At 68.6% G+C, this 16,229-nt stretch carries 10 protein-coding genes and 1 tRNA gene; 2 read left to right on the forward strand and 9 right to left on the reverse strand.

Going from position 1 to position 16,229, the window contains the following annotated elements; genetic code table 11:
* Positions 1–796: 796 nt before the first annotated feature.
* From EOINJALH_RS03200 to EOINJALH_RS03230, 7 genes are all read right to left on the reverse strand, one after another.
* Positions 797–5,626: an SUMF1/EgtB/PvdO family nonheme iron enzyme gene (locus EOINJALH_RS03200; protein ID WP_088278869.1), complete on the reverse strand. Its 4,830-nt coding sequence runs from the start codon at positions 5,624–5,626 to the stop codon at positions 797–799.
* Positions 5,627–5,638: 12 nt separating this feature from the next.
* Entirely contained in the window at positions 5,639–6,628 is a 990-nt protein-coding gene (locus tag EOINJALH_RS03205) for a MoxR family ATPase (RefSeq protein WP_088278870.1), read from the reverse strand.
* Positions 6,629–6,648: 20 nt separating this feature from the next.
* Complete coding sequence (locus EOINJALH_RS03210; protein ID WP_144289839.1) at positions 6,649–8,109, reverse strand: toll/interleukin-1 receptor domain-containing protein; 1,461 nt, start codon at positions 8,107–8,109, stop codon at positions 6,649–6,651.
* 661 nt (positions 8,110–8,770) lie between these two features.
* Positions 8,771–8,845: transfer RNA gene (locus EOINJALH_RS03215), tRNA-Val, on the reverse strand.
* A 57-nt stretch (positions 8,846–8,902) separates the two neighbouring features.
* A complete protein-coding gene (gene dnaQ / locus EOINJALH_RS03220; RefSeq protein WP_088278877.1) occupies positions 8,903–9,610 on the reverse strand; it encodes a DNA polymerase III subunit epsilon in 708 nt (235 codons plus the stop codon).
* Between the two features lie 5 nt (positions 9,611–9,615).
* Complete coding sequence (gene lgt / locus EOINJALH_RS03225; RefSeq protein WP_088278872.1) at positions 9,616–10,413, reverse strand: prolipoprotein diacylglyceryl transferase; 798 nt, start codon at positions 10,411–10,413, stop codon at positions 9,616–9,618.
* A 76-nt stretch (positions 10,414–10,489) separates the two neighbouring features.
* Positions 10,490–11,416, reverse strand: coding sequence for a LysR family transcriptional regulator (locus tag EOINJALH_RS03230; RefSeq protein WP_199873138.1), 927 nt, complete (start codon positions 11,414–11,416; stop codon positions 10,490–10,492).
* 109 nt (positions 11,417–11,525) lie between these two features.
* Here EOINJALH_RS03230 and ilvD point away from each other — a divergent pair, with 109 nt between their 5' ends.
* Positions 11,526–13,208 (forward strand): dihydroxy-acid dehydratase, encoded by a 1,683-nt coding sequence (gene ilvD, locus EOINJALH_RS03235; protein ID WP_088278873.1) that lies wholly within the window; start codon positions 11,526–11,528, stop codon positions 13,206–13,208.
* A gap of 49 nt (positions 13,209–13,257) precedes the next feature.
* On the opposite strand, the gene EOINJALH_RS03240 is transcribed toward ilvD, so the two are convergent.
* Positions 13,258–13,545, reverse strand: coding sequence for a TIGR04438 family Trp-rich protein (locus tag EOINJALH_RS03240; protein WP_088278874.1), 288 nt, complete (start codon positions 13,543–13,545; stop codon positions 13,258–13,260).
* Positions 13,546–13,653: 108 nt separating this feature from the next.
* Between EOINJALH_RS03240 and EOINJALH_RS03245 the strand changes: the two genes are divergently transcribed.
* Positions 13,654–13,956 carry a c-type cytochrome gene (locus EOINJALH_RS03245; protein ID WP_088278875.1) on the forward strand — a complete coding sequence of 101 codons (303 nt, stop codon included), beginning with the start codon at positions 13,654–13,656 and terminating at the stop codon, positions 13,954–13,956.
* A gap of 99 nt (positions 13,957–14,055) precedes the next feature.
* On the opposite strand, the gene acs is transcribed toward EOINJALH_RS03245, so the two are convergent.
* The gene (acs, locus tag EOINJALH_RS03250) at positions 14,056–15,957 is read right to left on the reverse strand and encodes an acetate--CoA ligase (RefSeq protein ID WP_404872729.1); all 1,902 of its coding nucleotides are present in this window, start codon (positions 15,955–15,957) and stop codon (positions 14,056–14,058) included.
* Between the last annotated feature and the right edge of the window lie 272 nt (positions 15,958–16,229).

Raw genomic sequence — 16,229 nt, forward strand, 5'->3', positions numbered from 1 at the left:
CGCTGCGCTTCGATCGCTGCGCGCCGGTCAGTTCGTCGAGCGGGCGTCGTTCACGCGCAGCGTGAAGGAACCCAAGCCCGCGATCCCCGGGCACGGGAACGGGCCGCTGTCATCATCCCTGCCGGCAACGCCGGCCTGACTGGGTTGCGTGAGGGATGGCCGCCCGACAAGGGGCGAGACGCTGGGCCTTTGACAGCGGCTCGACGCGCAGCGCAACAGCCCGGCCCCGCGGAGCGGGGACACTCCCAGGGACATCTACGTTGACGCCGATCGAGGCCTGAGTCACACACCGAAACATTCGTGCTCCAGGCCTGGGACCAGAAGTCGCGGCGCCATCAGCGAATGGCACCCGGATTCAGTGGCTCACCGAATTGTCGGCGCATAGCTCAAATCGAGGCAGGTGCCGACACATGGACACATTGCTTTTCTTTTGGACCTTCAGCGCTGCGCATCCAAGAACAGTCCACAGGACTACGCGCGACCATATCAAGTTGCGCGTTTGCATGTTGCAGCGCCGCTTGCGAGGAACGCGTCAGGCATCGGGGTGACGCTGAATTCATTACGCCGATCAGCCTTCAGTCAGCGCTCGTACACCGATAGCGGCCTGCATGGCCGCTCGCTCAACCCCCTGGACTCCGGAAGTAGGGCCTGGGGCGGCTCGATCCGCTACCCGGGTTGGGGATGCAGCCTGCTAGCCCAATGAATGTTCTTACGCGCGGGCGGGGGCTTCGCCCCCCACCCCCGCTCGGGCTCTAGTCCGTCGGTGCCTCCGTGGTGGCGGTAAGCATGTAACGAATCAAGGTGAAAGTGTCCGAGCTAAACGGAAGCCGAGGTTGCCGTCGCGGTAGACGGGGACGTTTCCGTCGCGGACAGCGGAGCGGGTGAATACGGGTATGCTGACCCACCCGCCGCCGCGCAGCACACGGCGATCAAAGGCGCAGGGTTTCTCCACCCAGGGGCTCCCGTCCGCTGGCGCCCCGGCGAAGCGGTTGTGCCAACAGTCCTCAACCCACTCCCAAGCATTGCCGTGCATGTCGTAAAGGCCGAAGACATTTCGGGCGAACTGCTTGACCGAGGCGGTGAACACCTGGCCGTCGTTGCATGGCGCAGTGTCGAATTCCGGGAGGTTGGCCTTGGCGCTCTCGTCAGCCACGTTTCCATAGCGACACAGGTCGGCGTCACTGTCTCCAAAGCTGTAGCGTGTACGGCTGCCGGCGCGCGCCGCATACTCCCATTCGGCTTCGGTCGGCAAGCGGAAGGCGTGCCCTAACTTTAGGCTCAACCATGCGGCGTAGGCCTGGGCGTCGTTCCAGCTCACGCACACCACCGGATGGCTGTCGGTCTGATCGAAGCCTGGGGCACGCCAGTCGGCGGCCACGTTGCGCTCGTGCTTGGCGCCTGTCCAAGTGAAGCATCCTCCCGCAACTGTGTAGCCGGTCTCGTCGACGAAGGCCTTGAACTGCCCCCGAGTGACCTCGGCCTCCATCAGCGCAAAGCGCCCGATCGTCACGCGATGGGCGGGCCCTTCGAGGGGACGGCCTCCCTTAACATCGTCCGGCGACCCCATCGTGAACTGGCCCGCCGGGATCGCGCGCAGCCAGGGACACACGGTCTCGTCGGGGCAATCCTGGAAGCGCGCACCGTTGGGGATGGGCGGGAGCCCGGCCATGGCGGCGATGACGACTTCGTAGCGGTCCACGGCCGCTGCGCTGCCGGCATCGGCCACGTGCCGCAGCGGCAGGTCGGCGAGACCGAGCGGCGCGAACATCTTGGCCGTCGCCAGCCAGCGGGCCAGGCCCTGGTCGCTGCGGCCCATCACGCGCCACTCGCTGGCGGCACTGGCGCCGGCGGCCGGTGGCTCCGCGATGGCCGGAACAGTGAAGCCCAGCACCTGCAAGGCCTGCCGCAGCGTGTTGGCCGCCGGCCGGCGCGTGGCGTCGGTCAGCGTGATGCGCACCTCGGGCCGCAGGCCGCGCACCGCGAGCAGGCGCTGCGCGAGCCCCGCGCTTTCGCGCTGGGCGACGGGGCCGAGCCCCTGTGCGGCATCGATGAGCCGGTAGAGTTCGGCCGCCTGCCGCTGCAAGGTCACCGGCGACGCCGCCTGCGCCAGCCGCAGGGCCTGGGTGATTGGCGAGCGTTCGTCGGGCCGGCCCGGGTCTTTGGCAGTGGCCAATGCCATGGCCTGGGCCAGCGCCACCGGCTGCAGGTCGGACACCAGATCGCCTTCGGCGATGAGTTGCTCGGTTCCGACCGGCCCCAGGCGCGCCAACGCCGTCCGCAGCAGGGCCCGCCGCTCGGGCAATGCGCGCTGCTGCGGCCAGGCGGTGGCGTCCAGCCGCGGCTGGGCCTGTGCCGCCGGTGTGGCAGGCTCGGGGGGTGCCACCGTCTGGCAGACATTCAGGCTGGCGGTGCGCAGGCCGCTCACCGCGCGCAGCGTCCAGGCCGGCTCCCCGGGCCGTGTGGGCAGTTGGCCTAGCAGGGCCTGGCCAAGTGCCTCGCCTTCGGCACCCGCCGGCACCAGCAGCTCGCGTGGCACCGGCAGCGACGGGCCGTGGCGCCAGGCGGTCCACAGCGCGGGGCTGATGGCGAAGGGTCGCACGTCGGGCTGGCCGCTCACCTGGCGCGCCAGCAGGCTCAGCCATTCGGCCGGGGCCGGGCCGTCGCAGTCCAGCACCGCCACCTGGGGCAGCTGGCTCGCCTGGCCCCAGCGGTAGGCGCGGCCGTCGCTGCCCAGCATCAGCAGGGTCTGGCCGTCGGCGCCGAAGTGCAGCGCCCGCACGGCCGGAGCCGCCGTGGCCAGGTGCAGCAGCGGCTGGCCGCTGTCAATGTCCCAAACCGCGACCTGGCCGTTGGCCATGCCGGCGGCCAGGCGCCGGCCGTCGTCTGAAAAGGCCAGCGCCTGCACCTCGGCCGGAGCGATGGCCCGCAGGTCACCCAGCGTCACGGCGGTACGGCCGTCGAGCAGTTCGACCGTACCATTGCGCCGGCCGATGGCCAGCGTCGCGCCGTCGGCGCTGTAGCCAAGCGTGCCCGAGCGCGCGGCATCGCGTGGGAGCCGGGTGCCGGTGGCGGCGTTGCCGTCGTCCCAAAGCTGCACGCTGCCGGCCTCGTCGAGGCTGGCGAGTTGCTGGCCATCCGGGCGCCAAGCCAGCGCGCGCACGGGACGCTCGTGGATCCGCCTGCGCTCGGCGGGCTGCACCGACGATTGGCCGAAGGGCAGGCGCAACACTTCGCCGTCGGTAAGGCCGACTGCAAGGCCGTCGCCCTGAGCTCGCATCGCGGCCGCCGAGGCCAGCACCATTTGCATCAGGCCACCGGCAGGCTGCACTACGCCACGGCTGAGATCGAGCGGCTGCAAGCCCTGCCCCTTCAACACGGCCATGGCCATTGGCGCCCAGCGCGCCACAGCGAGAAGTTCGAGCGGTGCCGACAAGGGTATCGAACGACCCGACGACCCGTCCGCAGAATCGATCGTGACGATGTTGCGGCCCTGTCGCGCCTCCACACTGAACTGTCCGTCCGGGCTGCGCGCCAGCGCGATGCCGTCCGCGCCCAGTCGCGGGTCGGCCGCGGCCGATCGGAGTGGCAGCCCAAGTTCGGGGTGCACGGCCTTCCAGATCGAGGGCACCCACAGCAGCGCAAACAGCATCGGCAGCGCCGCCGCCCAGGCCCAGCTGCGCCGCAGGCCCAGCAGGATGGCGTCGTGTGGGAAAAGCCAACGGCGCAGTTTGTCGGGCAGCCATTGCGCTAGCTGGGGTGCCAGCGCCGGCTCCAGAAAGCGCAGCAACAGCAGGTCCGCCCACTCGCCGCGCGCGCCGATCAAGAAGCCGCGCAACCGGGCCACGCGAGCGATCTCGTCGCCACCCGGGTTGGCGGCGCGCTCCAGGCGCTGCATCAACTCGTCGCGCAGCAGCGTCTCGAGTGCCGGCGGCAGGCGGCGAATCAGCGGTAGGCGCAGCCAATGGGGCAGGAGGCCATGGCGGAACCAGGGCAGTGCGCCCAGCGCCCCCGCCCCGAGCGCCAGTTCGGCGTCGTCAGGCTCACTGGCCGGGCCTTCGCGTGCTGCCTGAAGCTTGCGGCCCAGGGCCAGCGTCAGCGGCCAGGACAGCGACGGGAAAAGCGCACAGGCGGACAGCCAGTGCATGCGATGCGGGCCCAAGAAGTCGCTCAGTTCATGCAGCAACTGGTCGACCACCTCAGGCGGGGGCGAGACCTGGCGGTGGACCCAGGCGGCGCCGTCGCCCTGCAGCATCGGCGGGTAGCGCAACGGTGCGGCCGGATCCTGCCGCAGCTCGGCGCGGCCCGAGGCCAGCCATTGCGCCAGCGTCTGCAAAGCGGCCGCCTCCATGGGCAGCAGCAGGAAATCGAGGCCTTGGCTGTCGGTGACCCAGGCTTCCACCGCACCCCAGCTGGCCACCGGCAGCGGCGTGAACCAGGCGCGCTGGCCCAGCGCGCCCACGGCCTGGGTCCAGGCGGCGGGTTGGCCACTGTCGGCTTGCACGGTTGCGCGCGCGTCGCCGAACATCAGCAGTCGGTGGCGCGGATGACGGGCGATCAACGTGGCGAACGGCACGCTGTCGTGGCGCGCTCGGCCCTCGCTGCCCGGCGCGCCGCGCAGTCGCCAGCAACCGTGCGCGGGGCTGGCGTCGTAGAAGTAGACCTCGACGACGACGCCGCGGCCCTGCAACGCGGACACCATCGCCTCGTGATAGCGCGACTGCTGGTCGTGCGGGCCGCCGCGATCGATCAGCGCCAGGTACTCGGGTGTGGCGCTGCGCCTGGCCCACTGCGGCGCCAGCAGGCCGCCCTGGCGGATGGTGGCGCGAATGGTGGCGCGTGCGTCGAGCAGTTGTGTATCGCTCAACACGCGCTGGCGCAGGCTGCGCGCCACCGGCACCAGCACATGGGGGCTCGGCGCCAGCGGGCGCGCCAGGGGGTCGTGCAGCGTGTGCTGTTCGATGCGGTCGGTGGGGGCGCTGCCAGCCTCGACATACAGCCGGCGCCTGCGCCAGTGCCGCCACAGCCGCCAGGCGGTGAACAGGGCCGACAAGACCGCCACCGCCGTCAATGCGTGGCGCAACACGACCGCCCAGGCTGGCAGCTCGGGCTGGTCGGCCGCAAACGGATGCTGCGGCACGATGATGGGCAGCGGCTGCTCGGCGGTGAACCTGGGCTGTTCGATCCGCAGGCCCCCGCTGGCAGGGACGACCGGGGCCGACGCCGCCGACGCGGGCGTCGGGATGTCCTGCTTGTAGGCCCGCTGCCAGGCGAGCCATGCCCCCCAGCACACCAACGCGGCCAGCAGCAGCGCGAACATCGCCGCAACACCGTCGTGTTGCGGCGGTGCGCGGGTCTCGGTCTCCGGCGCCTTGCCGGCAGGCGTCGTGGTGCGCTGCGACTCGTCGAGCCATTGCGCGTACAGGCTTTGTTGCTCTGGCGTGCTGCACAGCAGCGGGGCGAGCAGGCGGCGCTGCTCGGTCTCGCCCGCGGGCAGCCGGCCCTGCGCGTGCAGGCGGCGCAGCAGCTCGTGCGCGGCCAGCCGCTCGTGCAGCCCGGCGTGCAGGCCACGCGCGGCGGCCTGGTAGAGCCAGTCATCCAGTGGCAGCGGCACGGCAGGGTCGCTCATGCGCGGCCGGGTTCAGCTCCAGCGGGCCTGGCCGCGCGACAGATCGTCGCTGGTCTTGAGCAATGCACCCAGCGTGCCGCGCACCTTGTCGGCCTGCGCTTGCAGCGCACGCTGCCAGTCTATTCTGGCGTTATGCAAGGCCCGCAGCCATTCGATCAATTCGGAGGTGCTGGGCTTCTTCAGCAGCTCGGGCCGGTCGCGCATCTCCCAGTAGAAGGCGGTGGCCTGCTGCTCGGCGGGGCTGCCGGCGGCGGCCGCCACGGCGGTGCCGGCGAAATGCTGCGCGAGGATCTCGTCGACCCAGGCCCTGCGGCGCGCCGCGTCTTTCGGCAGCTCGATGTGGTGGTAGACGCAGCGGCGCAGGAAGGCCTCGGGCAACTGCCTTTCGGAGTTGCTGGTGATGACGACGATGGGTCGCAGGTGCGGTGCAGCGCCGACCTTCCAGCGGCCGATCTCGGGGGCGTCGAAGGCGAAGTCTTCGAGCTGGTTCAGCAGATCGTTCGGGAAGTCTCGCGAGGCCTTGTCGACCTCGTCGATCAGCACCACGCTGCGCGAGGGTTCGTGCCCGCGCAGGGCCATCGCCTGGGTGGGCGAGACCAGGTTTTCATTCGCCGACCAGCTGCGGCTGCGCAGCACGGCCAAGCCGAGGGCCACGTAGGTGATCGCATCCTGCGCGCGCGGCAGCCGCTTGTGGCTGACGGCGGCCAACTGGCTGGCCGAATAGTGGCGCACGCTGTCGAACTGGTAGAACAGGTCGCTCGCCACGCTAGTGGACTTTGTGTCGAAGCGCAGGGGCTCTACGCCCAATTCCCAGGCCAGGCGGTAGGCGAGCTGGGTCTTGCCGGTGCCGGGCTCGCCGGTGACCAGCAGCGGCATGCCGAGTGTCAGTGCCACGTCGACGGCACGCGCAAGTGCTGGGTCGGCCACGTAGTGCTCGGGATGGGGCTGGATGCGCGGCGGGGCACGGCGAGCGGCGTCGGGGTTGGTGATCAAGCGGGTCATCAGGGGCTCCAAGGGCGGGCTCAGCGCGGTTCGGGGCCGGAACGCAGGCCCTCGCAGAAGGTCTGGAAGTGCCGGGCAAACTCGCGCGCGCCCATGCGGCCGGCGCGGGCGAGTTGATGGAACAGGGTCTCGCAGCGGTCCAGGTCGACGCGCTCATGCAGGCCATGTTCCTTGTGCCACTTCGTCAAGGCCGCCACGTCGATCTCGGCCATTGGCTCGAGCGCGGCCACCAGCGCCTGCGACGACTTGCGAACGGCGCGCGGCCAGACGCTGCCCCGGGCCTCGCCGACGCAGATCAACACCAGCCGGGCCAGCTCCTGCCCTTCGGGACGGGCCGCGTCGATGAAGCGCAGCAGGGCTGGGAGATCCTTCCCGAGGTCCCGGTCTGGCAACCAGGCCATCAGCACGGCCGCATGCGTTCGCGCGCGCAGGTGCTCGCACAGCACTTGCGCCGCCTGGTCGAACTCGGTGCAGACGGCCAATCGCGGCACCAGGTCATCGTCCAGCGCTTCGAACAGGGCGCGCAGCAGCGGCATGCTGTGGCGCAGGGTTGTGCCGGCGGCGGGGGCCTGCGGCCACTTCAACAAGGGCGGCGGACGATCGGTGTGCACGGCCACGCCGATGGTCTTGAGGCGCCGGGGCAGGTGGTGCCTTTGCAGGCGGCGGGCGAAGTGCTCGGGGGCGTCGTTGTGGCCTCCGGCCAGCAGCACCAGCATCGCGTGTTTCGCGCCACCGCGCTGCCACTCGTCAGCCGCATCTTCGAAGGCCCGGGTCAGCGGCTCCTGGTTGCAGAGGTAGGGCAGTGGCAGGTCGACGGTGGTCAGCGGCTGCCGATCGGCGCCGGCCTGTGTCGACCTGGACGGGGCCGTGATCGTCGAGTGGGGGAACAGGGTGGTCTCGATCAGTGGGAACAGGTCGCGGCTGACACTGCTCCAGGCCTCGTCCCTGTTGCTCCACGAGGCCACTGCGAGCAGGTTGCCGATCTCGTTCTTGGGCAGGCCACCACTCGCGAACTGCCCGAGGCGATGGTTGTTTGGCAGCTCCCGGTCGGTCCAGCCATCGGTGGGTGTGCGCAAAACGATGGTGGCCACAGCGGGCACTGCGGCAGCATTGGCGATGCGCTCGACCACCGGTCCGACTTCATGCCTGATGCAGTAGTCGGATGCCATGGCATGGCTGCTGACCAGGAAGATGAGCAGTTCGCAGTCCTGCACCGCCCTTTCGATCGCGGGCTTCCACTGGGGTTCGCGGTTCAGGCGGTCGCTGTCGAAGAAGATCTCGTCGTCGTGAAGCACCATGCCCTTGTCGGCCAGGCGCTGCCGGATGTTCTTCAGTTCGACGTGCACGAAGCGGCCCACCAGGCCGTTAACCTGGAATTCCGCGGGCTCTGGCTTCGCATCGACGTGGGCGTAGGAGACGAACACGCGGCAGCGACGCCGCGCCGGCGGGCCCAGCCCGGTCGGCGTGGTGAAGCTAGGCATCGGCGCGCCGAGGCGCGACGACCCCATGCGTCTGGCGAACCTGTCGTGATCTAGCCCGCGGAATCTCCGTCGCCACTGCCCAGCCCCCTCCTGTGCACGATTCTATGAACGGCGATGGGTGCGCCGCTCGGGGTGCACCCGTAGGGCTACACAGGACGGACGATGATGGATCGATCGCGACACGATCGCGCCCCGCGAAATGGTGTCACTATGTGAGCCCGGGAAGGCTGAAGAAGCACGCGGTGCTCGGACTCTCTGGAACGCGGGTACCCGAGTGGGGGTGGCGAACCAAAGACTTCGCAATCACTTCTCAGGTGGGCACCGATTCCAGCCGCGCGGGTGAGCGATGCTCAAACTGGTCTTGCTGCTGCTGCCTCTACACACAGAGTAATGCGACAGTGCTGCAATTGACTGGGTCCGGTGAGGTCATATCTCGGCGCGGCATCGTTGGTGGCCGAATCTGTGACTCGGCTGAAGGTCTCGATCTTCCCCATCTGCCGTACCTGTGGATCGGCAGCATCCTCCGCCAAGCCCATTGACGCTCGGCGCTGGGTGCTCTTGATCTCGCATATCGGAGCGGCAGCAACACCCACTTTTTCCCATTTTTTCCCCACCAGAAACGAAATCGGCACCCGAAGGTGCCGCAAGTCGTTGATTCTGTTGGTGGGCGGTGCAGGGTTCGAACCTGCGACCCCTGCCGTGTGAAGGCAGTGCTCTACCGCTGAGCTAACCGCCCCGGTGTCCCGGGTGCCGCTTGGTCGAGCGGCAAGCCTTGGATTATGCCACAGCGTTTTCAGGCGACCGCTTGTCGCCAAAGGGTTTTGCCGCCGCAGGCCTTGTCGAGATCGGCCAGCACGGCTTCGTGCGCCTTCAGCTCGGCGTCGTCGGGCTCGATCACGGGCAGCTCGAAGACGCTCAGATCGGCTGCCAGCACGGCCTGCGGCGAGCCGGGCTGGTGCTCTTCCTCGTGGATGACCAGGGAATCCTGCCCACGGGTCAGTCGGATGTACACCTCGGCCAGCAGGCCCGCGTCCAGCAGAGCCCCGTGGAGCGTGCGCTGGGTGTTGTCCACCTCCAGGCGCTTGCACAGCGCATCGAGCGAGTTCGACTTGCCCGGGAACATCTCGCGCGCCATCACCAGCGTGTCGGTCACCTTGGACGCCACGGTGTGGAACAACGGGCGCTTCAGGCGCTTCAGCTCCGCGTTCAGGAAGCCCACGTCGAAGCCGGCGTTGTGGATGATGATCTCGGCGCCCTCCAGCCAACCGATCAGGTCGTCGGCGATGCTGGCGAACAGTGGCTTGTCGGCGAGGAACGCGTCGGTCAGGCCGTGCACCTTGATGGCCTCCTCGTTGCCCTTGCGCTCGGGGTTGAGGTAGTAGTGGCGGTGCTCGCCGGTGAGCCGGCGGTTGACCATCTCGATGCAGCCGATCTCGACGATGCGGTCGCCGCTCTCGGGACTGAGGCCCGTGGTCTCGGTGTCGAGGAAGATCTGGCGCATGGCGCTCATCCTACCCGCCGGCCGGCCCAGGCCCACAGCGCCACGCCGCCTGCGATCATCGGCACGCACAGCCACTGCCCCTGGCTCAGGCCCAGCGCCCTCAGGCCGAGAAAGCTGTCCGGTTCACGGAAGTACTCGGCCACGAACCGGAAGATGCCGTAGCCGACCAGGAACACGCCGGACACCTGCCCGGTCTTGCGCGGCTGGCGCGCGTACAGCCACATCAGGGCAAACAGCAGCAGGCCTTCCATCGCGAACTGGTACAGCTGCGATGGATGCCTGGGCATGTCGCTGCCCGACTGCGGAAAGATCATGGCCCAGGGCAGCGACGGATCGGCCGGACGGCCCCACAGTTCACCGTTGATGAAGTTGCCGATGCGGCCCGAGGCCAGGCCGGTGGGCACGCAGGGTGCGATCAGGTCGGTGACCTGCAGCCACGGCCGCTTGCGGCGATTGGCATAGGCGATCATCGCGATGATCACGCCGAGCATGCCGCCGTGGAAGGACATGCCGCCCTTCCACACCGCCAGGATTTCCAGCGGGTTGGCAGCGTAATGATCGAACTTGTAGAACAGCGCATAGCCGATGCGCCCACCCAGCACCACGCCGAGCACGCCCCAGAACAGCAGGTCCTCGACGTCGCGGCGCGTCCAGCCGGCGTCGGCAAACCACGGTTGGCGCACCCGCTGATTGGCCAGCCAGAGGAACAGCCCGAAGGCCACCAGGTAGGTCAGGCCGTACCAATGGATCTGCACCGGGCCGAGCGACAGCGCGATGGGGTTGAACTGGGGATGCACGAGCATCGGGTCGGACTCCGGAAGGTCGAATCGGCACCGCCGCCGCCGGCGCCGGGACGGCGTGGCGCGCCGCAGGGGACGATCAGCGTGTCTTGCCGCTGGCGCCGGATTGTCGCCGCAGCGAGGTGACATGCCCGACGAAGCGCGACACCACCGGTCCGGCCGGCTCGCGCCACAGCAGGCTGGTCTCGCAGGCCAGCGCCGCGCCCGTCACCTGTCGGTAGACGACGCCCGGCCGCTGCAGTTGCGTCACCGCCTCGGGCACCCAGGCCACGCCCATGCCGGCCGACACCAGGTTGACAATGGTCTGCATCTGGATCGCCTCCTGGGCAATGCGGGGGGTGACGCCCTGGGCACGGTAGAACGACAGCACCGCATCGAACAGCGACGGCGCGATCTGCCTCGGGAAGATCACCAGGGGCTCGCCCGCCACGTCGGCCACCGACAGCGATCGGCGCGCGGGCTTCGCGACGACGGCAGGGTGGCGCTCTGGCAGCGCCATCACCAGCGGTTCGCGCAGGGCCGACCAGGCCGCGAAGCCAGCCGGCGCGGCGCCCGGCGCATGCAGCACGAAGCCGGCGTCGATCTCATCGGCCGCGAATGCTTCCAGTTGCACGTCGAGCGTGGCCTCGCGCAGGTGCAGTGCCACCTCGGGGTGGGCGACGCGGAAGCTGCGCAGCCAGTCGGGCAAGGGGCCATAGGCGATGCTCGACACGAAGGCCAGCCGAAGCTGCCCCGACAGGCCCGCAGCGGCGGCCTGGGCCACCCGCGGCAGTGCCTCGGCCTCGGCCAGCAGGCGCCGCGCCAGAGGCAGCAGCGCCTGCCCCGCCGGTGCCAAGGCCACCGACCGGCGCGTGCGCTCGAACACCGGCGCCCCCAGCGCGCGCTCGAGCGACTGGATCGCCTGCGTCAGTGGCGGCTGTGTCATGTGCAGCCTGGCCGCGGCGCGGCCGAAGTGCAGTTCCTCGGCCACGGCGACGAACTGGCGGAGCAGGCGCAACTCGATCATTGATTGGTCCAGCGTATCAAGACAGAGCCATGAATATATTGGACGCACAGATCGGCCGGGCCGGATACTGCCGTCCCGCCTTCCCCTCACGCCACCCGAGGAGCCTCGCATGAGCATCAACCGCCGCTCGAAGAACATCACCGAAGGCGTCGCCCGCGCGCCCAACCGCTCCATGTACTACGGCATGGGCTACACCGAAGGCGACTTCGGCAAGCCGATGATCGGCGTGGCCAATGGCCATTCCACGATCACGCCGTGCAACTCGGGCCTGCAGCGTCTGGCCGATGCCGCCGTCGAGGGCCTGAAGGCCGCCGGCGCCAATCCGCAGATCTTCGGCACGCCCACCATCAGCGACGGCATGGCCATGGGCACCGAGGGCATGAAGTACAGCCTGGTGTCGCGCGAGGTGATCTCTGACTGCGTCGAGACCTGCGTCGGCGGCCAGTGGATGGACGGCGTGCTGGTGATCGGCGGCTGCGACAAGAACATGCCCGGCGGCCTGATGGGCATGCTGCGCGCCAACGTGCCGGCGCTGTACGTCTATGGCGGCACCATCCTGCCGGGCAAGTACAAGGGGCAGGACCTCAACATCGTCAGCGTGTTCGAGGCCGTTGGCCAGTTCTCGGCCGGCAACATGAGCGAGGAAGACTTCTGCCAGATCGAGCGCAAGGCCATCCCCGGCAGCGGCTCGTGCGGCGGCATGTACACCGCCAACACCATGAGTTCGGCTTTCGAGGCGCTGGGCGTGAGCCTGCCCTACGCGTCGACGATGGCCAACGTCGAGGAAGAAATCGTCGCCACCACGCGGCGCGCCGCCGAGGTGCTGGTCGAGGCCGTCAAGGCCGACCTGAAGCCGCGCGACATCGTCACCAAGAAGGCCATCGAGAACGCAGTGGCGGTGATCATGGCCACCGGCGGCAGCACGAACGCCGTGCTGCACTTCCTGGCCATCGCCCACGCGGCCGAAGTCGAGTGGACGATCGACGACTTCGAGCGCGTGCGCCGCAAGGTGCCCGTGCTGTGCGACCTGAAGCCCAGCGGCCAGTACCTGGCGATCGACCTGCACCACGCCGGCGGCATCCCGCAGGTGATGAAGATCCTGCTCAACGCCGGGCTGCTGCACGGCGACTGCATCACCATCACCGGCAAGACCGTGGCCGAGAACCTGGCCGACGTGCCCGACGTGCCGCCGGCCGGCCAGAAGGTGATCCGCACGATCGACAACCCGATGTACGCCGAGGGCCACCTGGCCATCCTGCGCGGCAACCTGTCGCCGGACGGCTGCGTGGCCAAGATCACCGGCCTGAAGAACCCGGTCATCACCGGCCCGGCCCGGGTGTTCGACGACGAGCAGTCGGCGCTGGCGGCGATCATGGCCAAGAAGATCGTGGCCGGCGACGTGATGGTGCTGCGCTACCTCGGCCCCAAGGGCGGCCCGGGCATGCCCGAGATGCTGGCGCCCACCGGTGCACTGATCGGCCAGGGCCTGGGTGAATCGGTGGGCTTGATCACCGATGGGCGCTTCTCGGGTGGCACCTGGGGCATGGTGGTCGGCCACGTGGCGCCCGAGGCCTATGAAGGCGGCACCATCGCGCTGGTGCACGAAGGCGACTCGATCACCATCGACGCGCACCGCCTGTTGCTGCAACTGAACGTGCCGGACGACGAGATCGCCCGCCGCCGAGCCGCCTGGAAGCAGCCTGGCCCGCGCTACACCCGCGGCGTGCTGGCGAAGTTTGCCAAGAACGCTGCCAGCGCCGCCTTTGGCGCGGTGCTGGATAAGTTCGACTGAGACCAGCCGCGGACCACTGCCCGGATCCAGCCCGGGCGGTGTGCGCCGCTCAGGGCGCCTTTCGATTCGGCGGCGGAGACCCGCGGCGCTTGCGGTTCTTGCCGCTGAAGATGTCCAGGCCCATGGCCGCCAGGTGGCGCTCGCGCCGGTCTTCCACGCGCTTGCGCTCGCGTTCCATTGCGCGGCGCTGCGTGTCGCCGGTGGCGTCGGCGATGACCCACCAGACGGCCGCCGCGGCAAACGGAGACAGAATCCACCACCAGGACCACACCGCGATCGCGGTCACTCCGGCGAGCTTGATTGCAATCAGCACGCACCCGATAGCCACGAACCACATCGTCGGTTACCCCTCAACGCAAGCCAGGGCTTGCAAGTCCGCTGTCAACCGGGCCCCGTAAACTGCGTTATGTCCCAGGACTTTACTCCACCCCCCCGAAAGGAAACCATGAAGAATGCTGCTCTGATCGTTGCCATGGCCGCCGTTGTCGCCGGCCCCGCGTTTGCCAGCGCTGATCTGGCCCAGAAGAAGAACTGCATGGCCTGCCATGCCATCGACAAGAAGCTTGTGGGCCCGGCCTACAAGGAAGTCGCTGCCAAGTACGCCGGCCAGAAGGATGCGGCCGCCAAGCTGGCCGACAAGATCCAGAAGGGTGGCACGGGCGTGTGGGGCCAGGTTCCGATGCCCCCGAACCAGGTCACCGCCGACGAAGCCAAGGCGCTGGCCGCCTGGGTTCTGACCGCCAAGTAAGCCGCTTTCCGGGTCTTCCGGATGCAAAAAAAGGCCCCGCAATGCGGGGCCTTTCTCATTCCTGGGCCGCTGCGCGACGCAGCGGCCCCTGGCTGACGATCAGTTGTTCTCCGACAACTGATCGAGGATCGCCGGGTTCTCGAGGGTCGAGGTGTCCTGGGTGATCTTCTCGCCCTTGGCGATCGAGCGCAGCAGGCGGCGCATGATCTTGCCCGAGCGCGTCTTCGGCAGGTTGTCGCCGAAGCGGATGTCCTTGGGCTTGGCGATCGGGCCGATTTCCTTGCCCACCCAGTCGCGCAGCTCCTTGGCGATCTTCTTGGCTTCCTCGCCGGTGGGGCGCGGACGCTTCAGCACGACGAAGGCGCACACGGCCTCGCCGGTGGTCTCGTCGGGACGGCCCACCACGGCGGCTTCGGCCACCAGCTCGGTGTGCGACACCAGCGCGGATTCGATTTCCATCGTGCCCATGCGGTGACCCGACACGTTCAGCACGTCGTCGATGCGGCCGGTGATGGTGAAGTAGCCCGTCTTGGCGTCGCGGATGGCACCGTCGCCGGCCAGGTAGTACTTGCCCTTGAAGTCTTCCGGGTAGTAGCTCTTCTGGTAGCGCTCGGGGTCACCCCAGATCGTGCGGATCATGCTGGGCCACGGCTTCTTGACCACCAGGATGCCGCCCTGGCCCCAGGGCACGTCCTTGCCGGTCTCGTCGACCACGGCGGCCTGGATGCCCGGGAAGGGCAGCGTGCACGAACCCGGCACCATCGGCGTGACGCCAGGCAGCGGGGTGATCATGTGGCCGCCGGTCTCGGTCTGCCAGAAGGTGTCGACGATCGGGCAGTTGCTGCCGCCGACGTGCTTGTAGTACCACTCCCAGGCGGCCGGGTTGATCGGCTCGCCCACCGAGCCCAGGATGCGCAGGCTGGTCAGGTTGTAGCTCTTCGGGTGGACCGCGTCGTTGGCCTCGGCGGCCTTGATCAGCGAGCGGATGGCCGTCGGCGCGGTGTAGAAGATCGAGACCTTGTGGTCCTGGATCATCTTCCAGAAGCGGCCGGCGTCCGGGTAGGTGGGCACGCCTTCGAAGACGATCTCGGTGCCGCCCAGTGCGAGCGGGCCGTAGGTGATGTAGGTGTGGCCGGTGACCCAGCCGATGTCGGCGGTGCACCAGAAGACGTCGCTGTCCTTCAGGTCGAAGGTCCACTTGGTGGTGAGTGCCGCGTGCAGCAGGTAGCCGCCGGTGGAGTGCTGCACGCCCTTGGGCTTGCCGGTGGAGCCCGACGTGTACAGCAGGAACAGCGGGTGCTCGGCGCTGACGAACTCGGGCTCGCAGGTGGTGGACTGGCCGGCCAGCGCCTCGTGCAGCCACACGTCGCGCGACGCGTCCCAGGCGATCTTGCCGCCGGTGCGCTGGTACACCAGCACGGTCTTGAGCGAATCGCAGCCGCCCAGCGCGATGGCATCGTCGACGATCGACTTCAGGGGAAGTTGCTTGCCGCCGCGCAGTTGCTCGTCGGCGGTGATGACCATCACGGCGCCGGCGTCCTGCACGCGGTCGCGCACCGACTGGGCCGAGAAGCCTCCAAAGACCACCGAGTGGATGGCGCCGATGCGCGCGCAGGCCTGCATGGCCACCACGCCTTCGATGCTCATCGACATGTAGATGACGACGCGATCGCCCTTCTTGACGCCGCGGGCCTTGAGCGCATTGGCCATCTGGCTGGTGCGCGCGAGCAGGTCGCTGTAGGTGGCCTTGGTGACCTTGCCGTCATCGGCCTCGAAGATGATGGCGACCTTGTCGCCCAGGCCGCGCTCGACGTTGCGGTCGAGGCAGTTGTAGGACACGTTCAGCGTGCCGTCCTCGAACCACTTGAAGAACGGCGCCTTGCTGTCGTCCAGCACCTTGGTGAACGGTGTCTTCCAGGTGATGAACTCACGGGCCAGGCGGGCCCAGTAGCCTTCGTAGTCGGTGTCGGCTTCCTTGCACAGCGCCTCGTAGGCGGCCATGCCGGACACATGCGCGCTGGCGACCTGGGCCGCGGTGGGGTGGTAGATCTTCAGTTCGGTGGGGCCATCAGCACTCATGCAAGTCTCCTGGGAATTGGGATTCGACGACAGCCCGCACATTAGGCAGGGGCTCTTACGAACCCCTTACTCGCTGGGGTAAAAGGCCCTTCCGGATGCGTCCAGGGCGGAAGGTGCGGGGCCCGACAACGGTCGGCGGACCCCTAGAATCCAAGGGAATTCCCCAACCCAGAACAGAAGCCCGATGGCCCACC

This window comes from Ideonella sp. A 288 (assembly GCF_002198735.1).
Lineage (GTDB): Bacteria > Pseudomonadota > Gammaproteobacteria > Burkholderiales > Burkholderiaceae_C > Pseudaquabacterium.